We start from the raw sequence: 19,059 nt of genomic DNA, 5'->3' as shown, positions 1-19,059 counted from the left end.
ATGAATGATCTACCGCTCGTGGGGTTCCCGACCACCAATGAAAACTCGGCGATGGTGCTGCTGGTCGACGACCAGGCGATGATCGGCGAAGCCGTGCGTCGCGGCCTGGCCAACGAGGCCAACATCGACTTCCACTTCTGCGCCGACCCGCATCAGGCAGTTGCGCAGGCGATCCGGATCAAGCCCACGGTGATCCTGCAGGACCTGGTCATGCCCGGCCTCGATGGCCTGAGCCTAGTGCGCGAGTACCGCAGCAACCCGGCCACCCAGGACATCCCGATCATCGTGCTGTCGTCCAAGGAAGACGCGCTGGTCAAGAGTGCCGCGTTCGCCGCCGGGGCCAACGACTACCTGGTCAAGCTGCCCGACAACATCGAGCTGGTCGCGCGCATCCTGTACCACTCGCGCTCCTACCTCACCCTGCTGCAGCGTGACGAAGCCTACCGGGCGCTGCGGGTCAGCCAGCAGCAGTTGCTGGACACGAACCTGGTGCTGCAGCGGCTGATGAACTCCGACGGCCTGACGGGGCTGTCCAACCGCCGGCATTTCGACGAGTACCTGGAACTGGAATGGCGCCGGGCCATGCGTGACCAGTCGCAGCTGTCGTTGCTGATGATCGACGTCGACTATTTCAAGGCCTTCAACGACTCGTTCGGCCACCTGGCCGGGGACGAGGCGCTGCGCCAGGTGGCCGAGGCGATTCGTGCCTCGTGCAGCCGCCCCAGCGACCTGCCGGCACGCTACGGTGGCGAGGAATTCGCCCTGGTGCTGCCCAACACTTCGCCGGGCGGGGCGCGGCTGGTGGCCGAGAAGCTGCGCCAGACCGTGGTGGGCCTGGCCATCGCGCACAACATGCCGCAGGCGGGCAGCGTGCTGACCATCAGCATCGGCCTGGCCACCCACACGCCGGCAGTCGGCAGCCATTGCCGACAGTTGATCTCGGCGGCGGACAAGGGCCTGTACCAGGCCAAGAATGGCGGGCGCAACCAGGTCGGGGTGGCCTGACAGACCGCCATCGCGGGTCAAGCCCGCTCCCACGGGCATCGTGCTGCCCTTGTGGGGGCGGCTGATCCGCGATCAGGCGCCGGCTTCTCCAAAGGCCGCCCGACGGGCTGCCGCGCACCTGCAGACTCGTTTATACTCTCCGGCTTTTCACAGAATACGCACGAGAGCTGCCCGCCCATGGAAATCCAACCGATCCTGAACACCATCAAGGACCTGACCGAGCGCTCCGAATCCATTCGGGGGTATCTTTGACTACGATCACAAGCATGACCGCCTGATCGAAGTCAACCGCGAGCTCGAAGACCCGAACGTCTGGAACAAGCCCGAGTACGCCCAGGAACTGGGCCGCGAACGCGCCATGCTGGCGCAGATCGTCGACACCCTGGACGAACTGTCCGGCGGCCTGGTCGACGCCCGCGAGCTGCTCGACATGGCTGTCGAGGAGAACGACGAAGGCGCCGTCAATGACGTCGTCGAAGTGCTCCAGGGCCTGGAAGACTCCCTGGCCCAGCTCGAATTCCGTCGCATGTTCAGCGGCGAGATGGACATGAACAACGCCTACCTGGACATCCAGGCCGGTTCCGGCGGCACCGAGGCCCAGGACTGGGCCAACATCCTGCTGCGCATGTACCTGCGCTGGGCGTCCAAGCGTGGTTTCGACGCCACCATCATGGAACTGTCCGAAGGCGACGTGGCCGGCATCAAGGGCGCCACCGTGCACATCAAGGGCGAGTACGCCTTTGGCTGGCTGCGCACCGAGATCGGTGTGCACCGTCTGGTGCGCAAGAGCCCGTTCGACTCCGGCGCACGCCGCCATACTTCGTTCTCGGCGGTGTTCGTGTCCCCCGAGATCGACGACAAGGTCGAAATCGAGATCAACCCGTCCGACCTGCGTATCGACACCTACCGCTCCTCGGGTGCCGGCGGCCAGCACGTGAACACCACCGACTCGGCGGTGCGTATCACCCACGTGCCGACCAACACCGTGGTCAGCTGCCAGAACGAACGTTCCCAGCACGCCAACAAGGACACCGCCATGAAGATGCTGCGGGCCAAGTTGTACGAGCTGGAGATGCAGAAGCGCAACGCCGCGTCGCAGGCCCTGGAAGACAGCAAGTCGGACATCGGCTGGGGTCACCAGATCCGTTCGTACGTGCTCGACGCCTCGCGGATCAAGGATCTGCGCACCAACGTCGAACGCAGCGACTGCGACAAGGTGCTCGACGGCGATATCGACGAGTACCTGGAAGCCAGCCTCAAGCAGGGGCTGTAAGTTTCGCGACCCGCTACAAGACCCTCGCCTGCGGGCGGGGGCAATGAACCCCTGATGGAAAATGTGACCACATGAGCGACCTCAAACTCGACCCGCAAGACCTGCAACAGGAAGAAAACACCCTGATTGCCCTGCGCAAGGAAAAGCTTGCCGCAGAGCGCGCCAAGGGCAACGCCTTCCCCAACGACTTCCGCCGTGACAGCTACTGCAACGACCTGCAGAAACAGTATGTCGACAAGACCAAGGAAGAGCTGGAAGCTGCAGCGATCCCGGTCAAGGTTGCCGGTCGCATCATGCTCAACCGTGGCTCGTTCATGGTGATCCAGGACATGACCGGGCGCATTCAGGTCTACGTCAACCGCAAGACCCTGCCCGAGGAAACCCTGGCAGCGGTCAAGACCTGGGACCTGGGCGACATCATCAGCGCCGAAGGCACCCTGGCCCGTTCGGGCAAGGGCGACCTGTACGTCGAGATGACCAACGTGCGCCTGCTGACCAAGTCGCTGCGCCCGCTGCCGGACAAGCACCACGGCCTGACCGACACCGAGCAGCGCTATCGCCAGCGCTACGTCGACCTGATGGTCAACGAGGAAACCCGCCACACCTTCCGTGTGCGCTCGCAGGTCATCAACCATATTCGCAACTTCCTCATCCAGCGCGACTTCCTGGAAGTGGAAACGCCGATGCTGCAGACCATCCCCGGTGGCGCTGCGGCCAAGCCGTTCGAAACCCACCACAACGCGCTGGACATGCCGATGTTCCTGCGCATCGCGCCGGAGCTGTACCTCAAGCGTCTGGTGGTCGGTGGTTTCGAGAAGGTCTTCGAGATCAACCGCAACTTCCGTAACGAAGGCGTCTCGACCCGGCACAACCCCGAGTTCACCATGCTCGAGTTCTACCAGGCCTACGCCGACTACGAAGACAACATGGACCTCACCGAAGAGCTGTTCCGCGAGCTGGCGCAGCTGGTGCTGGGCAGCACCGACGTGCCGTACGGCGACAAGGTGTTCCACTTCGGCGAGCCGTTCGTGCGCCTGTCGGTGTTCGACTCGATCCTCAAGTACAACCCCGAGCTGACCGCCGACGACCTCAACGACATCGACAAGGCCCGCGCCATCGCCAAGCAGGCCGGCGCCAAGGTGCTGGGCTTCGAAGGCCTGGGCAAGCTGCAGGTGATGATTTTCGAAGAGCTGGTCGAGCACAAGCTGGAGCAGCCGCACTTCATCACCCAGTACCCGTTCGAAGTGTCGCCGCTGGCCCGTCGCAATGACCAGAACCCGAACGTCACCGACCGCTTCGAACTGTTCATCGGCGGCCGCGAGATCGCCAACGCCTACTCCGAGCTCAACGATGCCGAGGACCAGGCCGAGCGCTTCATGGCCCAGGTGGCCGACAAGGACGCCGGCGACGACGAGGCCATGCACTACGATGCCGACTTCGTGCGCGCCCTGGAGTACGGCATGCCGCCCACTGCCGGTGAGGGCATCGGTATCGACCGCCTGGTGATGCTGCTGACCAACTCGCCGTCGATCCGCGACGTGATCCTGTTCCCGCACATGCGCCCGCAGGCCTGAGTGTCTTGAACAAGCCGCCTCTAGGGGCGGCTTTTTCATGTCTGCGACAAGCTGATCGATCAGTCAGCATTCAACGAGGTAGACCCCAGTGACGACTGCAATGGCTCAACAAGGTGCTGCTGGCGTGGCCACAGCGGTAGCCGAAAGTGTTCAGTACCAGGGGCGCAAGGCCAGCCGCCAGGGCAGCGAGCAGCGCCGTCAGCAGATCCTCGACGCGGCCATGCGCATCATCGTGCGTGATGGCGTGCGCGGCGTGCGCCACCGTGCGGTGGCCGCCGAGGCCGGTGTGCCGCTGTCGGCCACCACCTATTATTTCAAGGACATCGAAGACCTGCTCACCGACACCTTCGCCCAGTATGTCGAACGCAGCGCGGCCTACATGGCCAAGCTGTGGGAAAACACCGAGGTGTTGTTGCGCCAGCTGATCGCCAAGGGCGACGGCAGCCCCGGCGCCCGCGCGCAGCTGGCCGACGAAGTGGCGAAGATGGGCGCCGAGTACGTGCAGCGCCAGTTGCACAACCGCCGCGACTTTCTGATGGCCGAGCAGGCGTTTCGCCAGGAAGCGCTGCTGTGCCCGCGGCTGGCCGAACTGGTGCGCCTGCATGCGCAGATCCTGCTGCGCGGCACCTGCCAGCTGTTGCAGGTGGTGGGTTCGCGCCAGCCACAGCAAGATGCCATAGTGTTGACGGCCATCATCGAGCAGATGGAATATCAGGGCCTGCTCGATGCTGCACAACCCCAGGCCGAAGCGCAGATGCTCGCTATCCTTACCCGATACCTGCATCTGGTGCTGGCATCGGCCTGAGGCTCTACCTAATTCAAGGAGTATCGGATGAAAGCCTGGCGTGTGCTGTTGGCCCTGTCGTTTGTGCTGTTGAGTGGTTGCCTGGTGACGTTCAACGAGCCGATCCCGACCAACCAGCCGGCGCCCAAGGCCCTGCTCGGCAAATGGACCAGCAAGGACGCCTGGGGCGAGCCGCTGACGTTGCAGATCAGCCGCAGGGGCGACAACGCCTACAAGGCGGTGGCCACCGCCAAGGGCAAGAAGCCTGAAACCTACGTCTTCACCGTGGCCCGCCATGGCAACCGCTGGTACCTCTCGGCCGGCGTGCCCAAGCGTCTGGGGGGCAACTTCCTGATCGGCGGCTTCGAGGTGATCGACAACAAGCAACTGGTGATCTACAACCTGGATGTCGAGCAGATCAACCAGGCCCTGAAGAACAAGGAACTGAGCGGTCGCGCCATCGAGATACCGGAGGAAAACGGCCAGGGCGTGCTTATCGACAGCCCGGCGGCGCGGGTGCTGGCCTACCTGGACGACCCGGCCAACTCCGACCTGTTCATCGAAGTCGCACGTTTTCAGCGGGCCGGCAAGTAGGCTGGCCAACACAAGGAGTTTCGGGTGGACGAGTACCAGCAGACGATACGCACCCTGTCTGATCGCATTGTCCTGGCGCAAACCCCTATTCGCGTACTCGATGCGGTGAAATGGGACGACAGCATTCGCCAGGGTTTCCTCAAGGCCAAGGGCCGGGAAATGCCGGCCGTGGACCGCGCCTACTACCAGGGCAGGCCCTTGTCGTTCGACTCCAGCGCGGTGAAGCTCGAGTTCCAGAACATCGAGCGCGACATCACCCGCCAGCTCGGCCAGTTCAACCCGGTCGGGCAGATCATGCGGCGCATGTGCAAGGAATACCGCATGGTGGTGCGCATGCTCGAGGCGCGCGGCACCGAAGACTTCGGCCTGATTTCCCAGGAGCTTTACGGCGCCGCCTCCGACGCCTTCCATGCCGGCGACCCGACCCTGGCCGACCTGGGCCTGATGCTCTCGGACTACCTGAACAACATCGACGGGCGCGGCGACCTCAAGGACGAACCCAAGGACCTCACCGCCAAGCAGGCCGTGGAGCTGCTCCAGGGCCGCCTGAACAAGGTGTTCGGCGAGGCCGAGGAAACCATCCGCGTGTTCGAGTCCGACGGTATCGTCGCCGACGCGGCGGCGGGCGCCGACTATATCAAGATCCGCAGCGACGCGATGTTCAACAGCCGCGACGTGCGCGCGCTGGAGGTGCATGAAGGGCTGGTGCACGTGGGCACCACGCTCAACGGCCTCAACCAGCCGATCTGCACCTTCCTGGCCAAGGGCCCGCCCTCGTCGACGGTGACCCAGGAAGGCCTGGCGATCCTGATGGAAGTGATCGCCTTTGCCTCCTACCCCAGCCGCCTGCGCAAGCTCACCAACCGCACCCGCGCCATCCACATGGTCGAGGAGGGGGCGGACTTCATGCAGGTGTACGAGTTCTTCCGTGCCCAGGGGTTTGAAATGGCCGAAAGCTATGGCAATGCCAGCCGCGTGTTCCGCGGCTCGGTGCCCAATGGCCTGCCATTCACCAAGGACTTGTCCTACCTCAAGGGCTTCATCATGGTTTATAACTACATTCAGTTGGCCGTGCGCAAGGGCAAGCTGGAGCAGATTCCGTTGCTGTTCTGCGGCAAGACCACCCTGGAAGACATGCGCACCCTGCGCCAACTGGTCGATGAAGGCCTGGTGGAGCCACCCAAGTACCTGCCCGAGCAGTTCCGCGACCTGAACGCGCTGTCGGCCTGGATGTGTTTTTCCAACTTCCTCAACCATCTGAGCCTGGACCGGATTGAAGCCGATTATTCGAACATTCTCTGAGCACTGGCGGGTCGGGCTGCTGGCCGCGCTGCTGAGCCTGGCCGGCTGCAGTTCGCTGTTGTTCTACCCCGAGCGTGGCCTGCCGTTCACGCCCGAGAAGGCCGGGCTGGCCTACCGCGACGTGAGCCTGACCACCGAGGACGGCACGCGCCTGCACGGCTGGTGGTTGCCGGCCAAGGCCGGGGTGCCGGTCAAGGGCACGGTACTGCACCTGCATGGCAATGGCGGCAACCTGGCCTGGCATCTGGGCGCCAGCTGGTGGCTGCCCGAGCAGGGCTACCAGGTGCTGCTGGTGGACTACCGGGGGTACGGGGTGTCCCAGGGCGAACCGACCCTGCCGGCGGTGTACCAGGACATCGCCGCGGCGCTGGACTGGTTGCAGCAGGCTCCCGAAGTGCAGGGCAAGCCGCTGGTGCTGCTGGGGCAGAGCCTGGGCGGGGCGATGGGCATTCACTACCTGGCGCAGCATCCCGAGCAGCGCCAGCGCTTCAAGGCCCTGGTGTTCGACGGGGTGCCGGCCAGCTACCGCAAGGTGGGCCAGTTTGCCCTGAGCACTTCCTGGTTGACCTGGCCGTTCCAGGTGCCGTTGTCGTGGCTGGTACCCGATGGCGACAGCGCCATCGGGTCGATCGACCAGCTGAGCTCGCCGCCCAAGCTGTTCTTCCACAGCATCGACGACCCGATCGTGCCGTTGGCCAACGGCCTGGCGCTGTACCGCGCCGCGCCGCCACCGCGGGTTCTGCAACTGACCCGTGGCGGGCATGTGCAGACCTTCGCCGACAAGACCTGGCGCCAGGTGATGCTGCGCTTTCTGGATGACCCCGAGCATTTCAACGGGCTGCGGCGCTTGGCCGAAGTCCCCAATTACCCTGACGAGAAGTCGCAATGAGTGAAGAACGCAACGCCATCCCGCTGATCATTACCGGTATCTGCAGCATCATCGGTACGGTGGGCGTGCTCTGGTACTACGGCTACCTGCATTTCGCCAAGCCCCAGGATGCACTGTTGCTGGCCGACTACACCATGCTCAAGACGGTGCCGGGGGAGGACTACAAGATCTCGCTCAAGCCGGCGGCGCAGGTGGCGCAGTGCATCGATGGCGTGCTGGTGCTGTTCGACACCGAACAGAAGGGCCTGACCGGCGTGCTGGTGGACAACCGCAAGCAGGCGGTGCGCTGCATGGGGCAGGAGACGCCCCAGCAGGTCCAGCAGTAAGCGGTTCCCGGTACGCCGCGTGAATACCTGCGGCGTACCGGGCACGCGTCAGCTACGTGACGAAGGGCCCGGGCGCGGCTCGCGCAGAATGGTCCTGGTCAGTTCCATGCGGGCCTGTTCGACCCGTTTCATCAAGGCCTGGTAGGCCGCGCGGTATTCGCTGCTGTTGAGCGACAGCATGTCCGGCAGCGCTTCGTGCAGGCCCAGCCGACCACTCAGGTGCAGGATGTCGCGCAGGCGCGCCTGTTCATCCTCGCTCAAGGGCGGCGGCAGTTCTTCGTTGCTGACGGCGTCCAGGTATTCGCTGATTCGATCCCGCCAGCGGTTGACCTGCTCCAGTTGCGGTGACGCGGCAAAATCCAGGTAGCGCTGCCAGTAGGCCTGCCCATAGAGGTAGTCGGGCAACTGGCTCATCTGGGAGCGCAACACGGCCTCGCAGGCTTCATCGAGCATGGCCGGGGTAACCCAGCGGGTGTAGCCGGTGAAGGCCTGGGTGGCCGGCTGGTCGCGCAGCCCCAGGCGCGTGGTCAACGCGATCCTGAAGTGCAGTTCGATTTCGCTGTAGTCGATCTGGTGCCCCAGGCGGCGCCAGCCCGGCAGGTTGGCGCTGACATGCTCGCGCAGGCGCAGTGCGCGCCAATGGCTGATCGCCATGTCGATCAGTTCGCCCTCGGCTGCCGCATCGCCCACGCTGGCCAGCGCCAGGTCGGCGTGCAGCAGGTTTTCCAGTTGCGAGAACACCACCGCATCGCGGTCGATGCAACTCACCGCCTCGAGCGCCACCTCATACAGGGTTCTGCGCAGGTCCTGGCCGAAAGCCCCCCGGATCAATGCCTGGATTCGCGTGCGCATTGCCGTGTGCCTTGGCGGCAAGGCGTGCAGGCGGTCTTGGCGCAGCAGCAAGGCGAAGAACTCGATCACCGCCGAGCCGTTGTCTTCGAGCAATTGCCGGGCCCGTGCCTGATCGTCAGCGGACATGCCTTCGAACAGGCGCGGTGCGTCGCGCAGTGCCGTGGCGTGGCGCACCGAAGCCGGTTCGACGTCGGTGGAGCCCTGCGAGTCGGAGCTCCCGGCGCTGGATGCATCGGAGTCCTGCAGCGTGTTGCCCGTGGCGATCATGTCGTCCTCGAACCGCTGGCGCTGTGATTCGGGCAGGTACTCGTATGCCATGCGCAGGCCGCGTACAAGGCCGGCCCCTTCGGGCACGCTGGCAATGGCCAGGCCGCGCAGGTCGGCGCTGTGCACCCGGGGCAGCCGCTCAAGGCCCGTGGGCCACTGGTCGACGGGCGAGGCCAGGTACGACAGGTCGAGCTCTTCCAGGGCCTGCAGGCGGGTCACGTCCGGCATGCGTGAAAGCGGGTTGGCGGACAGGTCGAGGCTGACCAGGCGCTGCAGGCCACCCAGATCGATGATGTCCTGTTCGCTCAAGCTGATGAGGTTCTGCGCCAGGTTCAGGGTGTGCAGGTGCGTTGCCTGCTGCAGTGCGGCGAAAACGCCCTGTTCGAAGCGCGCGCTCGAGCCCTGCAGGGTCAGAATGCGCAGCGAGTCGCGGGTCAGCAGACGGGTCATGTGCTGGGCCGTCCAGCTGAAGTCGGGCACGTCGATGTCGTTCAGGATCAGGGTCTGCAAGCCGCTCAGGGTGCCCAGTTCGGCCAGGCGGGTCGGTGTCAGCCGGGTACGCGACAGGTTCAGGTGGCTGAGCCGGTGCAGGTTCTCCAGACCTTGCGGCAGCTCGGTCAGGGGCAGGTTGACCAGTTCCAGCCTGTGCAGGTTCGGAAAGCGCTGCACGAAGGCTGCCAGGCCGTCGATGCGCGGTGTATCCAGGACCCTCAGCGCCACCACTGCCGGCAACGTCACCGACAACGGTGGCAACGCCTGCTGGCTGTCGATGCGAACCTCGTCCCGCCGGCGCAGAATGCGGCATTCCCAGGCCCGCACCAACTGCTGCGCCACCTCTGTGCGCTCGGCGCGGGCAGTGGCATCGGCACTTTGTTCGACCCACCGGTCCAGGCTGCCATCGAGTTGCAGGCGCTCCTGTTCCAGCTGCGTCACGTGCGCGCCGATGGGCTGGTTCTGGCTGAGCAGATGGGCGATGTAGGCATTGACGTAGCGGCGCGCAATGGGCAGCCGATGGTGGCTGATCAGGCGTTCGAGGCGGGTATGCAGTGGTTCGCGATTGAACATGTTCTGCTCGCCACGACTGGGGCTGCGTTGGGTCGGGGCATTGGCGGTGGTGGTCAACCAGCTTCTTTGCACCGGCAGGCCCAGCAGCAGGCGGGCGCGGGTGGGGCGCGCCAGCGCCATTTCCATCAGGCGCTGGTGCAGGCGCTGCGGCTCGTTGAGTCCGAAGCCCAGCCGCGCGCTGCGCGACTCGCCCAGTGCATGCAGCAATGCGCGGTAGAACCCGAACTCGCTGGTGTCCTGGGCCAGCAGCACCTGGGTCGCGCTGATCGCGTGCCAGCCCTCGTCTTCATCCAGGTACACCGAGGTGGTATCGACATCGGTCTGGCCCAGCGCTGCAAGCGGGGTGCCGAACCGTGCGCCGCTGCGCAGCAGCAGCGCGGTACCGGCCGGCCAGTGGTCCAGGTGTTCGAGCAGGCGCACGGCCAGGATGAAGGTGTCCTGGTTGATCGAGGCCGGCTGGGTAAAGCCCTCCAGGGCATTGCTCAGGCGCGCGTCATGGTCGAGGGCACGCGCCTGCTCGGCCACGTCCAGAGGCAGGGGCAGCGGCGGGGTCGCCTGCAGCGGGGCATAGATGCGCTGGCGGTTTTCGTCCAGCAGCCGTTGCGCGACACTCAGTGGCAGGTTCGGATAGCGTTGCTGGAGCTCCAGCACCGCATGATCGGTATCCAGTTGTGCCAGTTCGAAGCGGTGCAAGGCGATCGCCCGATTGAGCCGTGGTGACCAGGCATCGTACAGGTCGGCCGGCGGCGGGTTGCAGCCAGTGGTGCAGGGGGTGGCGGTGTCGCCGGGGGTAGGGGTCGAATCGCCGCTGCGACGGGTTCGCCTCGATGCCGGTTCCTTGCCCAGATAGACGGCTACGGCCTGGTAGAAGGCCTGCAGCTGGGGCACATCATCGATTTCGGGTACCGCCAGCCCCTGGGCGATCAGGGCCATGCTGCGCGCTACCTGGTCCTGAATGCGTGCCCGCTGCAGCACATGCACCAGCAGCGCGGGCGCGGGTCGGTCGCGCAGGTACATCTGGCGCAGGCTGGAATTGTCAGCCCCGCTGACGCGCCCCAGCTCCAGCAGGCGCGCATCGTCGAAGCCGGCCGCGAGCGGCCCCATGCGACGCAGCAGCGACAGGCGTTCCCAGCGCTGGGGCTGCTCGTGGCGATGGTGCCAGGCTCCGGCACCGTTGTGGTAAAGAGGCGGGCAGTAGGCATCCTTGTCGGTGGGGTGGCGTATCTGCCAGTGGCCCTCGGGGGCCTGCTCCACCCGGTAGAACGCCTGGTTGATCATGATCGCCTTGTGCACGCCCTGGGTGTAGAGCCCCATGGCATCCGGTTGCCCGGTCGGGGAGCTGGCGGCGTCAAGGCGGTAACTGCTCAGGTCGGGTAGCCAGCGCCGATAGTCGGCGGGTGCCGGCTTGATCACACGCAGCGGTGTGACCCACTGCGAAGGTGCCTGGCCTTCGTCTTCCTCGGTGCAGCACAGGCCCGCGCCGGCGCCGATCAGCAGATGCGCTTCGAGAGCGCTGGCGAACGGGGTGCACAGGGTGTTCAGGCTGTCGGCCTGCTGCGGTGTGGTCGGGATCAGCAGGCGCGCATCGTCGAGCAGGAGCTCGATCATGTGCTTCTGCACGAACCAGCGCAGCCCCTGGTCCAGGGCGCTGGTGCCCATCGGCAGGTCCAGCATCGCGTCGCTGGCCTGCCAGCTGCTCACCACCCGCTGCTGGTGACGCAGGGGGATGAAGCGCAGAAAGTACTGCTGGAAGGCGGTGCTCGCCAGCGCGCCACGCAGGTTGGAAAAGAAGTGCGTGCGCGAGGGGTACTGCTTCAGCGGGTGCTGCGGGTGGCCCGGCATGTACGCGACGCACGGGGCATCGTCCACCGGCGGGCCGAGCAGAAGGATGCCGGGCACCAGCAGGTCGTCGAACAGCCTGAGCGATGTGCACACCGTTACATCCGGGCCGAAGTACGGGCCCTGTTGTGGGAACTCCACCGAACCGTCCGGATAGGCGCCGATGATCCACTCGAGCAACTGCCTGCCTTGTCTGCCCAGGTGGCCCCGGATGTGCGCGATGCTGTATTCCTCGCGCAGGGTCGCCAGGTAGGCATCCTGCTTGGCGTCAAGCAGCGTACGGCGCTGGAGCATGGCCTGCAGGTAGGTCAGGTAGACCTCGTCCAGGCTCCTGCGCTGCTGCACGCGATGGAACACCTGTGCGGTGACGGTGGCGAAGTCCTTCGCAGACAGGTCCAGAAGGTTGTAGGTGTACAGGCTCTGAACCTGCGCGAATGCCTGCGTTGCCCGCCGTCGGGCCAGCCGGCCCAGTACCTGGTACTGGTGCAGCTGGCGTCGTTGCTCGGGGCTGGCCTGCTGCAGCCAGGCCGGTTGCTCCTGGGTTTCAAGCGGCGAGAACAGGGTATCGAATTGACGCACCTGCGCGTCGGTGTTGGAAGTGGGCATGGTGCACAGTCCTTGTGGAGGGGGAATGTGGCATTGATCCAGAGGCCCGGCAGGTGGCGGTGGTAGTTATTTGCGCAAGGGGCAGGCAAAAAAAATCCCGCCCTGTAACAGGCGGGATTCTGCGGGTTGCTCAGCCTGTCAGTAGGCTTTGCTTACCGAGCGTGGCGCTACCGGCTGGTTGTCGTTGGAGATGGTGACCTCCACGCGACGGTTCTGCGCACGGCCCGAGTTGCTGGAGTTGTCAGCCACCGGGAACTCCTTGCCGTAGCCCTGGGCCACGATGCGCGATGGGTCTACGCCGGCACGTACCAGTGCGGTGCGAACCGCGTTGGCGCGACGCTCGGACAGCGACTGGTTGTAGCTGGCAGAGCCCTTGCTGTCGGTGTAGCCCTCGACGATCACCTTGCGGTCAGGGTTTTCCTGAAGGAACTGCGCCAGGGTGGTGATGTTCGGCAGGGCGCTGCTTTTCAGGTTGGCCTTGTCGAAGTCGAACAGCACGTCGCCGAAGGTCACCAGGGTGCCGCGTTCGGTCTGCTTGGCATTGAGGCTGTTCTGCAACTGCTTGATTTGCGCATCACGGGCATCCAGGCGAGCCTGGGCGCGTTTGGCGGCAGCGCTTTTCAGGTTGTTTTCGGCGTCACGCAGGGCGATGGTCTGCTTGGCCACTTCCACGCGCTGGTTGGTCAGGTAGGCGAGCTGGTCGACTTTCTTCTCGTCTTCCTTGTTCATGTAGGCCTGGTCGGCCTTGTTCAGCCAGTCTTGCGCGTCCTTGGTTTCCAGCGCCGCGACCTTGCTCGCCTGCGGGTTGCTCTGCAGGGCGGAGAAGTTGGTGCGGGCGGATTCCAGGTTCGGGTTAGGCGGCGTGGAGCAGGCAGCCAGACCAACGCTCAAGGCCAGAAGGGCGGGGATCATCACGTGTTTACGCATAGTGGGTCATCCTTTATCGATTACGAATGCATGGGTCGGTGAGGCGAGCGGCTTACTGCACGCTGCGCATGCCTTCCTCACGCAGGTCCTGCACGCCCTGGTTGGCGTCCTGCACCGCTTTTTCGGCCTTGGCCGCCTGGGCTTTGCGCTCGGCGACGCGAGCGTCCCATTCGGCCTGTTCGGCCAGGCGCTTGGCCTCGTCGTACTTCTTGTCATGCATGGCGATTTCAGCTTGTTTGAGCTTGTCCTGAGCCGCCTTCATTTCCACCGCCGCGAACTCGGTACCGCCCGCGCTGACGGCGGAGTTCACCGCTGACTGCGTTACGGCGTACTGCTCGGTTGGCGGATTGCCTGCGCAGCCGGCCAGAACCAGGCTGCTGCCCAATGCCAGCGCAGCCAGCTTGAGCCCGCGCAGTTGGGTGAAGGAGGTTTTTTCGGTGCGGGTCTTCATGGTGGTCAACTCCATTGGATCACTCCTGATGAACAACGAATTCCGTAACAATCCATCGGCATGGCCCGTCAGCCTGGGGAACACGATATGCCCGTAGCTTAGGGGTTTTGCCGTAATGGCTATTGGCTGTGACCGAAGCGTTTTTTGAATAGTTCAGAAAAAAGTCTCGCCTTATCGTGTTTTTATCTGACTGATCGGTCAGTAGGTTTTCGGGGGAACTTTGCAGCGCGTGCGTAGTACGCGTGCCTGTATGGGTATAGACGGGGTTTGTGGTTCGGGCCATCAAAGGGCCTTGAATGCGGGGTTCTCGAGGCGGCTGCACGGCCCGTTGCAGAGGCCTGCGGGCTGTGGCGCTCCACAGCGCAGCCCGCAGTCGGCCAGCGGATCACTAGTGCGCCGGCCCGTCCTTGCGCTCACTCATGTCGCGCAGGTAACGGCGTGACAACGCCAGAAACCGAGGGGTGGGGCCGACGTCTTCGTAGAGCGGATTGTCTTCCTCGTCGGTGGCGATCACCTGCTGGCCCTTCACATACGGAAAGCTCGCCTCAAGCTCCTCCAGCGCCGCGCCGAGCAATTCGCCCAGCAACTCTTCGGGCCGGCGCTTGGGGTACATTTCGCTCAGCGCCGCCAGGCGCGCCGCCGCTTCGACGTCCAGGTGCAGGACGTGGCCGGTGGCGCTCAACGGGCCCTTGGCGCTGTGTTCCCAATGCTCGGCTAAATCACGGATCTTCATGGTGGCCTCCCACAGGTGGATGTGTTCGTTAGAGCATCGCCACCGCACATAGTTTGGTTGCATCGCCCACCCGGCTTGAAAGCCCAACCTCGACGGGGCACTCTGGACCCAGAGCTGTTTTCCCAGGATGCGGAGGCAAGGCTGATGACCGATATCGATGTGCGCTTGCGAGAAGATGTTCACCTGTTGGGCGAGTTGTTGGGCGACACCGTGCGCGAGCAGTACGGCGAAGCCTTTCTGCAGAAGATCGAAGACATACGTCGCAGCGCCAAGGCCGACCGCAGCGGCAGTGCCGAGCAGCTGAGTTCGACCCTGAACGACCTTGCCGAAGACGAACTGCTGCCGGTGGCGCGGGCCTTCAACCAGTTCCTCAACCTGGCCAACATCGCCGAGCAGTACCAGCTGATTCGCCGTCGTGATGCCGACCAGCCCGCGCCGTTCGAGTCGCGCGTGCTGCCCGAGCTGCTGGCCCGGCTCAAGGCCGCCGGGCACAGCGACGACGCCCTGGCTCGCCAGTTGGGCAAGCTCAGCATCGAGCTGGTGCTGACCGCCCACCCGACCGAAGTCGCGCGCCGTACGCTGATCCAGAAGTACGACGCCATCGCCGCGCAACTGGCCGCCCAGGACCACCGCGACCTGACCCCCGCCGAACGCGACCAGGTGCGCCAGCGTCTGCAACGGCTGATCGCCGAGGCCTGGCACACCGAAGAGATCCGCCGTACCCGGCCGACCCCGGTGGACGAAGCCAAATGGGGCTTCGCGGTGATCGAGCACTCGCTCTGGCACGCCATCCCGCATCACCTGCGCAAGGCCGACAAGGCGCTGCACGAGGCCACCGGCCTGCGCCTGCCGCTGGAGGCTGCGCCGATCCGCTTCGCCTCGTGGATGGGCGGCGACCGTGACGGCAACCCCAATGTCACCGCCAAGGTCACCCGCGAAGTACTGCTGCTGGCGCGCTGGATGGCCGCCGACCTGTTTTTGCGCGACATCGATTCGTTGGCCGCCGAACTTTCGATGCAGCAGGCCAGCGAGGCGTTGCGTGCCAAGGTCGGTGATTCGGCCGAGCCTTACCGCACCCTGCTCAAGCAACTGCGTGATCGCCTGCGGGTGACGCGGGCCTGGGCCCAGAGCTCGCTGGCCAGCCCGCAGCCGGCCCCCGCCGAGGTACTGCACGACAACCGCGACCTGTTCGAGCCGCTGCTGCTGTGCTTCGAATCGCTGCACGCGTGCGGCATGGGCGTGATCGCCGATGGCCCGCTGCTCGACTGCCTGCGCAGGGCCGTTACCTTCGGGCTGTTTCTGGTGCGCCTGGACGTGCGCCAGGACGCCGCCCGGCACGCCGACGCACTCAGCGAGATCACTGAGTACCTGGGCCTGGGGCGCTACGCCGACTGGGATGAAGACGCGCGTATCCGTTTCCTGCAGCAGGAGCTGAGCAACCGCCGGCCGCTGCTGCCTGGCGACTTCAAGCCCCAGGCCGATACCGCCGAGGTGCTCGCCACCTGCCGCGAGGTGGCCGCCGCACCTGCCGCTTCGCTGGGCTCCTACGTGATCTCGATGGCCGGCGCCGCTTCCGACGTGCTGGCCGTGCAACTGCTGCTCAAGGAAGCCGGCGTGCGCCGGCCGATGCGCGTGGTGCCGCTGTTCGAAACCCTGGCCGACCTGGACAACGCCGGCCCGGTGATGGAACGCCTGCTCGGCCTGCCGGGCTATCGCGCCAGCCTGCACGGGCCGCAGGAGGTGATGATCGGCTATTCCGATTCGGCCAAGGATGCCGGCACCACCGCGGCGGCCTGGGCGCAGTATCGTGCCCAGGAAACCCTGGTGCGCATCTGCCGTGAAGAACAGGTCGAACTGCTGCTGTTCCACGGTCGCGGCGGCACCGTGGGGCGTGGTGGCGGCCCGGCGCATGCGGCGATCCTGTCGCAGCCGCCGGGCTCGGTGGCGGGGCGCTTCCGTACCACCGAGCAGGGCGAGATGATCCGCTTCAAGTTCGGCCTGCCGGACATCGCCGAGCAGAACCTCAACCTGTACCTGGCTGCGGTGCTGGAGGCGACCCTGCTGCCGCCACCGCCGCCGCAACCGGCCTGGCGCGAACTGATGGACCAGCTGGCCGCCGACGGCGTGAAGGCCTACCGTGGCGTGGTGCGCGACAACCCCGAGTTCGTCGAGTACTTCCGTCAGTCCACCCCGGAACAGGAACTCGGCCGCCTGCCACTGGGCAGTCGCCCGGCCAAGCGGCGCGCGGGCGGCATCGAGAGCCTGCGGGCGATCCCGTGGATCTTCGGCTGGACCCAGACGCGCCTGATGCTGCCCGCCTGGCTGGGCTGGGAGGCGGCGCTGAACAACGCGCTGGCCCGTGGCCAGGGCGAACTGCTGGCCGAGATGCGCGAACAGTGGCCGTTCTTCCGCACCCGCATCGACATGCTCGAGATGGTGCTGGCCAAGGCCGACGCCGACATTGCGCGCTTCTACGACGAACGTCTGGTGCAACCGCAACTGCGACCTTTGGGTGCCCATCTGCGCGACCTATTGTCGCAGGCGTGCCAGGTGGTGCTGGGTCTCACGGGGCAGCCGGTGCTACTGGCGCACAGCCCAGACACCCTGGAATTCATCCGTCTGCGCAACACCTATCTGGACCCGCTGCATCTATTGCAGGCCGAGCTGCTGGCACGCTCGCGCGCACGCGAAGCCGCTCTGGACAGCCCCTTGGAACAGGCGCTGCTGGTGACTGTGGCGGGTATTGCGGCAGGTCTGCGCAACACCGGTTGAGGGCGGGGCAGGGGTGGCGCGCCAGTGCCCGGCGCGCGCCCCGAGCACCCGGGCGAAGCGGTTTCGCCCCCGGTTGCGCCGGGCGCAACCCGGGCACGAACGGGCCTCACGCAGTATTTTTTTCCGACTTTCGACCGCTTGTGTGGTCCGGGTGCGCTGTGTATCTTGAGCAGCCTTTTGACCGATTTGCGGTCATCACCCGATTCTTGGGATTGGCCCTGAGTGGCGAATCCATTGATTTGCTTATAAAAAATTGAGGAGCACAAGATGCGCGTAATTCTGCTGGGAGCTCCCGGGGCCGGTAAAGGTACTCAGGCAAAGTTCATCACCGAGAAGTTCGGTATTCCCCAGATTTCCACCGGCGACATGCTGCGTGCCGCGGTCAAGGCCGGCACCCCGCTGGGTCTGGAAGCCAAGGCGATCATGGATGCCGGCAAGCTGGTGTCCGACGAGCTGATCATCAACTTGGTCAAGGACCGCATCGCTCAGGCCGACTGCGCCAAGGGTTTCCTGTTCGACGGTTTCCCGCGCACCATTCCCCAGGCTGAAGCCCTGGTGAGCGCCGGCGTCGAGCTGGATGCCGTGGTCGAGATCGCCGTTGCCGACGAAGAGATCGTCCAGCGTATCGCCGGCCGCCGCGTGCACGAAGGTTCGGGTCGCGTGTACCACGTGGTCTACAACCCGCCGAAGGTTGAAGGCAAGGACGACGAGACCGGCGAGCCGCTGATCCAGCGCAAGGACGACACCGAAGAAACCGTGCGTCATCGCCTGTCGGTCTACCACGAGCAGACCAAGCCGCTGGTGGACTTCTACCAGAAGCTGTCGGCTGCCAACGGTGGCAAGCCCAAGTACAGCCACATCGAAGGCGTGGGCTCGGTCGATGCCATCACCGCCAAGGTGCTGGCCGCTCTGAGCTGATCACCGCTCGGATGTGCACACAACGGCCCGCTTGCGGGCCGTTGTTGTTTATAATGCCGTTCTTTTTTCTTGCCCCCTGGAACCCCCGATGACCACCTTGCTGGCCCTGGATACCGCCACTGAAGCCTGCTCCGTTGCCTTGCTGCATGACGGCAAGGTGCTCAGCCACTATGAGGTGATCCCGCGCCTGCATGCGCAGAAGCTGCTGCCGATGATCCAGACGATGCTGGCCGAAGCGGGCATCGCCCTGTCGGCCGTCGATGCGATTGCCTTCGGCCGCGGCCCCGGCGCCTTTACCGGGGTGCGGATCGCCATCGGCGTGGTGCAGGGCCTGGCGTTCGCTCTCGAGCGCCCGGTGCTGCCGGTGTCCAACCTGGCGCTGCTGGCCCAGCGCGCATTGCGCGAGCACGGCGCCGAGCAGGTGGCGGCGGCGATCGATGCGCGCATGGACGAGGTGTACTGGGGCTGCTACCAGCAGCAGGCCGGCGAAATGCGCCTGCTGGGCAGCGAGGCGGTGCTGGCGCCCGAACAGGTCAGCCTGCCGCCGGGCGCGGCCGGCGACTGGTTCGGTGCCGGTACCGGCTGGGGCTACGCCGAGCGCCTGCCGGTTGCCGTCAGTGGCCAGGACGCCGGCATGCTGCCCCACGCCCTCGACCTGCTGACCCTGGCGCGGTTCGCCTGGGACCGGGGCGAAGGTATTGCGCCCGATCTCGCCCAACCGGTGTACCTGCGCGACAAGGTGGCCACGCCCAAGGCGCGGTAAACCGCTGGTCGTCTATCGCCGTTGCGCATAAACCTTTTGCTCGATATGTGGTCCAGTTATCAGTCGGGCATTTGCGAAGTCTCTCAGGTGCCGCTAAATTGCCATCATTGCTCCTGAGT

At 65.2% G+C, this 19,059-nt stretch carries 14 protein-coding genes and 1 pseudogene; 11 read left to right on the top strand and 4 right to left on the bottom strand.

Features of this window, described 5'->3' with window-relative positions:
* From NP552_RS05595 to NP552_RS05560, 8 genes and pseudogenes are all read left to right on the top strand, one after another.
* A pseudogene (locus NP552_RS05595) lies at positions 1–1,042 on the top strand (diguanylate cyclase); the annotation flags it as partial.
* Between the two features lie 140 nt (positions 1,043–1,182).
* A protein-coding gene (gene prfB, locus NP552_RS05590; protein ID WP_100633065.1) for a peptide chain release factor 2 occupies positions 1,183–2,278 on the top strand; the annotation gives its coding sequence in 2 pieces (ribosomal slippage) (positions 1,183–1,254 and positions 1,256–2,278; 1,095 coding nt in all).
* A 71-nt stretch (positions 2,279–2,349) separates the two neighbouring features.
* Entirely contained in the window at positions 2,350–3,852 is a 1,503-nt protein-coding gene (gene lysS / locus NP552_RS05585; protein WP_043863213.1) for a lysine--tRNA ligase, read from the top strand.
* Between the two features lie 100 nt (positions 3,853–3,952).
* Positions 3,953–4,657: a TetR/AcrR family transcriptional regulator gene (locus tag NP552_RS05580; RefSeq protein WP_043863214.1), complete on the top strand. Its 705-nt coding sequence runs from the start codon at positions 3,953–3,955 to the stop codon at positions 4,655–4,657.
* Between the two features lie 27 nt (positions 4,658–4,684).
* Complete coding sequence (locus NP552_RS05575; RefSeq protein ID WP_100633066.1) at positions 4,685–5,230, top strand: hypothetical protein; 546 nt, start codon at positions 4,685–4,687, stop codon at positions 5,228–5,230.
* Positions 5,231–5,254: 24 nt separating this feature from the next.
* Positions 5,255–6,532: a flavohemoglobin expression-modulating QEGLA motif protein gene (locus NP552_RS05570; protein ID WP_043863216.1), complete on the top strand. Its 1,278-nt coding sequence runs from the start codon at positions 5,255–5,257 to the stop codon at positions 6,530–6,532.
* Positions 6,504–7,421, top strand: a complete 918-nt coding sequence (locus tag NP552_RS05565) for an alpha/beta hydrolase (protein ID WP_043863217.1) — start codon at positions 6,504–6,506, stop codon at positions 7,419–7,421. Before NP552_RS05570 ends, NP552_RS05565 begins: the two co-directional genes overlap by 29 nt.
* A complete protein-coding gene (locus tag NP552_RS05560) occupies positions 7,418–7,747 on the top strand; it encodes a hypothetical protein (protein WP_043863218.1) in 330 nt (109 codons plus the stop codon). Before NP552_RS05565 ends, NP552_RS05560 begins: the two co-directional genes overlap by 4 nt.
* Positions 7,748–7,795: 48 nt before the next feature.
* Here the strand turns inward: NP552_RS05560 and NP552_RS05555 are convergent, their stop codons facing one another.
* From NP552_RS05555 to NP552_RS05540, 4 genes are all read right to left on the bottom strand, one after another.
* Entirely contained in the window at positions 7,796–12,376 is a 4,581-nt protein-coding gene (locus NP552_RS05555; protein WP_274096538.1) for an NEL-type E3 ubiquitin ligase domain-containing protein, read from the bottom strand.
* Positions 12,377–12,514: 138 nt separating this feature from the next.
* Entirely contained in the window at positions 12,515–13,303 is a 789-nt protein-coding gene (locus NP552_RS05550) for an OmpA family protein (RefSeq protein WP_043863220.1), read from the bottom strand.
* 52 nt (positions 13,304–13,355) lie between these two features.
* Positions 13,356–13,769, bottom strand: a complete 414-nt coding sequence (locus NP552_RS05545) for a DUF4398 domain-containing protein (protein ID WP_043863221.1) — start codon at positions 13,767–13,769, stop codon at positions 13,356–13,358.
* Between the two features lie 373 nt (positions 13,770–14,142).
* On the bottom strand, positions 14,143–14,487 hold the full coding sequence (locus NP552_RS05540) for a hypothetical protein (protein ID WP_043863222.1): 345 nt from the start codon (positions 14,485–14,487) through the stop codon (positions 14,143–14,145).
* Positions 14,488–14,631: 144 nt separating this feature from the next.
* On the opposite strand from NP552_RS05540, the gene ppc reads away from it, so the two are divergent.
* The 3 genes from ppc to tsaB all read left to right on the top strand — a co-directional run bounded on the left by ppc (position 14,632) and on the right by tsaB (position 18,940).
* Positions 14,632–17,259 carry a phosphoenolpyruvate carboxylase gene (gene ppc, locus NP552_RS05535; RefSeq protein WP_043863223.1) on the top strand — a complete coding sequence of 876 codons (2,628 nt, stop codon included), beginning with the start codon at positions 14,632–14,634 and terminating at the stop codon, positions 17,257–17,259.
* A gap of 267 nt (positions 17,260–17,526) precedes the next feature.
* On the top strand, positions 17,527–18,177 hold the full coding sequence (gene adk, locus NP552_RS05530) for an adenylate kinase (protein WP_043863224.1): 651 nt from the start codon (positions 17,527–17,529) through the stop codon (positions 18,175–18,177).
* A gap of 88 nt (positions 18,178–18,265) precedes the next feature.
* Positions 18,266–18,940, top strand: a complete 675-nt coding sequence (tsaB, locus tag NP552_RS05525; RefSeq protein WP_043863225.1) for a tRNA (adenosine(37)-N6)-threonylcarbamoyltransferase complex dimerization subunit type 1 TsaB — start codon at positions 18,266–18,268, stop codon at positions 18,938–18,940.
* Positions 18,941–19,059: the final 119 nt, after the last annotated feature.

It is taken from the genome of Pseudomonas sp. 8209 (assembly GCF_028682105.1).
Taxonomy (GTDB): Bacteria; Pseudomonadota; Gammaproteobacteria; order Pseudomonadales; family Pseudomonadaceae; genus Aquipseudomonas; species Aquipseudomonas palmensis.
This window is presented reverse-complemented; position numbering and strand designations above follow the sequence as displayed.